A 3,922-nucleotide genomic window follows, 5' to 3' on the forward strand; every position below is an offset into this window, starting at 1 on the left:
CAAACCAGGGATGATGTCGATAAAGAACCTCGCGAAGAACGATCCTGTGGGCGTTCTTGAGCCTTGTTGTACAACAACGCCAGGCCGCACTGTGCGCTGGGCAACCTCACACCGACCGAATACGCCAATCGCAGCGATCGTGGGCCGTAACGGGGCGGGACGCTGCGACATGTCAAGGGCTCCGCGTCCCGCCCCGTTGCTCCACCGAACCTGATGGGCTCAAATGTCACCGGGACTCTCTCTATTGCTGATGAAGCGAGGGCTTAGACCACACTGTCTCTCCCGCCTTCACCGTCTGAATGGTCACCAATTTCAAGCTTAGTTACGGCGATGCGGCGGGATTTGCGAAGCCTAGGAACGACTATATGCACCGACACGGACGCTGATATTGCAACAATAGGTTCAACGAGACAGACTTCTGCATAATAAGCGGCGCCTCTTACGAATTTCAAAGCTGAATGGACGGACCGCGCTGAAGCTCAGGTTGCGAGGGTCATCGATAGTACTAAGCGCGCGGTCATCCCGCGCCCCGAGCTCGGATTCCGCTGAAAGCAGTGAGCCCGAGCACGACGCGCCCCACCCCGTTTTGGTTAGACTAAGATCAAGAGAAGTACCCGACTGCGCTGGCATTCATCGGATTGACCGCTCCGAACGCTGAAAAACTGCGAGCTCATCCGGTAAGGTTTTGGTCCCACATCTGACAAAGGGTCGTAAGCAGAGTTGGATTCCGCGTTCAAGCCAATCTCAGGGTCCGGAGCGCGAGCTTTGGTCATTGCAGGACTCCGAAGGCGATGAACCAACCGATTGCTGTACTTGGCGGCTACAACCTGAACCATGATTGGAATGCTGATGAACGATGCTATTCTCGATGCAGCAAATAGGCACTTCGTATCGAACTATTTCGAAGCTCGTCAGAAGTTTCGCGACTATGTTGCTGAGGCTGCAGTTGGCCAGCCGGGATTCTATCCGTCGCCAGCCCGCGGGCCTGGTGGAGACCCGCTCTCAACAGACATCGCCTGGTTTGGTGATCGCCAGGCCTCAAAAGTGGGGGTTCTCATATCGGCTACGCACGGTGTCGAAGGATATTGTGGATCCGCAGCACAGCTGGACTGGTTGGCCGAGCGTGGATACGAAGAGCTGAAATCTGATGAAGCCATGTTGCTAATCCATGCCATCAATCCATACGGGTTCGCATGGGATCGGCGAGTTACGCAGGAAGGTTGCGACCTCAATAGAAACTTCATCGATTTCGCGGCTCCTCTTCCTCAAAACGAGGGATATGACGCACTCGCGGATAGTCTGATGCCGAGTGCTCTGGATGGACCCATTTTTGCGTCCGCCGAGGCAACGATCGAAAAATATCGGGCAACACACGGTGAAATCGCCTACCGCAAGGCACGGACTAGCGGTCAGTACCGACATCCGACAGGAATGTTCTTTGGCGGCTTTGGCCCTACCGTAGCTCGTCAAACACTCGAGCGAATCGTGTCTGACTACAGTATCCCGTCGCGACAGCTAGTCTTGATTATAGATTATCACACAGGCCTCGGACCGTATGGCTATGGTGAGCTACAATGCGAGCAGGCGTCGGGCATGACTGGATATCAGCGCGCACGTGATATATTCGGTCATTCGGTCACTTCACCCGATCTCGGCACCTCATCAGCATTGGTCCTGAATGGTACGCAAGACGACTACTGGCAGCGACTCCTCGGTGATCGACACGTCTACGTCTGCTTAGAGTTCGGAACCTACCCTCCGGAGGCGGCCAGACCAGTGCTGCGCGCTGACCATTGGCTTTATGCCTATGGGCAAGCTCAGATTCAAACCGAATTTGGGCGAGGCGTTCGCCGACGCGTGAAGCAGCACTACTATCCGGATAGAGCCGATTGGAAGGAGATGGTGCTCTATCGCACTCGCCAGGTTCATCGGCAGATGATGCAAGGCATGCGAGCGTGACAGCAGTGTCCCGCTCTTGATGTCGTCCAAACATCGCCTTTTGGCCGAGAGAAATGCGCTTCTTCTTGGTAGTGCAGTATGCGTGGCTACTAGATTATTGCGTGGGCTCGGTGGGTTGAAAGCTGCGACAAGGCCCGCATCACCTCGGAACCCATAAGGAGTTCCGACCGTTCGCTCCAGCCGATTGTTTCATCGATCGCGGCTCGCTTTCTCGTCGTAGCGAGGCCACGGCGTCGACCATGTAGAGCGCTGGATTGGCTTCCGCACGGTTAGCCTTTCCGATCCTCTCCACGTCGTTCACTACACCAGAGGCGGTGTCGACCTGCGTGACGAGGACAGCTTGATGGTGTGGTCTTTGTCGGCGCACTAGCGTGCCTCAACCTCGTTGGCGCGCACCGCGCGGGACCAATCTCCTTTAAGCACCTCGAGCTCGGCGCCTATGGCGCGCGCGGCATTACCCCACCCGATCGCAAAACTGCCGCTCTCCAAGACCGGCACCTTGTCGCCCCGCGAGAGCACGTTGAGAGCTCAGCTTCCCAGGCGCCATGCCCGTTGGCGATATAGATGTAGGATCTGCCCTTTGTCGCGAATAGTCTCGACAGGTCGCGCAAAAGCCCTTCAGTCAAATCGGCCATCGGCTCGGAATAGATATCGAGTACCGGTCAGTGCATGGCGCGCAGCACCTCGTCGCGTATCGTCGTAGGCCCTGGAAGGGCCAAAAACTCGCGGCGGCGCCGAACGGTCATTGGATAGCAATCTCCCCAACTGGGCGAAGCTTTTTAATCGGAAGAGGCGTTTGAAATTTGCTAACCAGGCGGGAAGTGCTGTAGAAATTCAGCGTTCTGGAATGCCGTTACGAAGGATTCCGGAAGGAATGCGCCTCGCCAAGAGTGATTCAAGATCCTCAACCGGCTCGGTACCCATCTGCGCTGATGAATTGGGTTTTCCAAATGCGATAGAGCCCCGCGGTGACGCAAACTGCGCGATCCTAAAAATCCGCAAATGTGCTAATATTGTAAGGTTGGTGCGGCCTAGTTGCGAAACCGATTCTGTGTTGCCGGGTTCGGAGATCCAAGAACATCGTCGGACTTGACATCTCCGAAGAATGAAGAGTCCTCGGTGGGATGAGGAGAACCTGCGCTCATTCATGTTTTCTTGGAGAAAAGACTCAGGAGATACACGAGGATCAGCGCCCAGTACCGCAACAAAACGGATAATAGGGGCATTGCCGGAGTCAAAATTGCCTGACACAAAAGCTCGCTGGAGCGCCGGCGTAGGTTCGAGCAGGATTACCTGCGTCTGAGCGGGGAACCGGTTCGGAACAACAAACCAACGTATTTTCAGTAAACAAGTTGGGTTAACGGCACCTCCAGGAAGGGTAAGCAGCCCACACGGTTTCTCCTCGCTTTGCTCGATTAACGGCTAAACGTGTGCCGTTCTTGTATTCATTCACCGGATCGGCGGCCTAAACGCCGAAAATCTGCGAACTGTGTCAGATAAGCTTGAGGTTGATCTCACGGGAGGGAACGCCAGTTGTTTGCATTCAGCTCCGGTGACTCTGAGTCCGAGGGATATTAGATCTCGACCATCTCAGCTATTTCCTGAACCATGATCGGAATGCTCATGAACGACGTCATTCTCAACATAGCGAAGACGTCATTCATAAGCATTTCTCATCGAATTGCTTCGAAGCGCGTCAGAAATGCGGGACTACATTGTTGGAGCTGCTGTTGGTGAGGGACGATCCTGTCCATCACCAGCTTATGGGCCTCGGGGAGTAGCTCTCGACAGATGTTGCCTGGTTCCGCGATCATCGTGCTTCAAAAGTTCGGATTCTTATGTCGGCTAAGCACGGCGAAGGATATTGTGGATCCGCGGCACAGTTGGACTAGCAGGCTGTTGAAGAACTCAGCCGCGTTCGCAAACGAAGCCTGAATCGTCGCCATTGTGGATGTAGAAGTGG

General features: G+C 55.0%; 1 protein-coding gene and 2 pseudogenes. 2 read left to right on the forward strand and 1 reads right to left on the reverse strand.

Annotated features, from left to right (window positions below):
- The first annotated feature begins 849 nt into the window (after positions 1–849).
- The gene (locus tag GA0061098_RS43190) at positions 850–1,959 is read left to right on the forward strand and encodes a M14 family metallopeptidase (RefSeq protein ID WP_091968182.1); all 1,110 of its coding nucleotides are present in this window, start codon (positions 850–852) and stop codon (positions 1,957–1,959) included.
- Positions 1,960–2,176: 217 nt separating this feature from the next.
- Here the strand turns inward: GA0061098_RS43190 and GA0061098_RS43195 are convergent.
- Positions 2,177–2,705 (reverse strand): annotated as a pseudogene (locus tag GA0061098_RS43195) (aminotransferase class V-fold PLP-dependent enzyme); the annotation flags it as partial.
- 1,047 nt (positions 2,706–3,752) lie between these two features.
- Here GA0061098_RS43195 and GA0061098_RS47715 point away from each other — a divergent pair.
- Positions 3,753–3,851 (forward strand): annotated as a pseudogene (locus GA0061098_RS47715) (DUF2817 domain-containing protein); the annotation flags it as partial.
- Positions 3,852–3,922: the final 71 nt, after the last annotated feature.

Source organism: Bradyrhizobium shewense (genome assembly GCF_900094605.1).
GTDB lineage: Bacteria > Pseudomonadota > Alphaproteobacteria > Rhizobiales > Xanthobacteraceae > Bradyrhizobium > Bradyrhizobium shewense.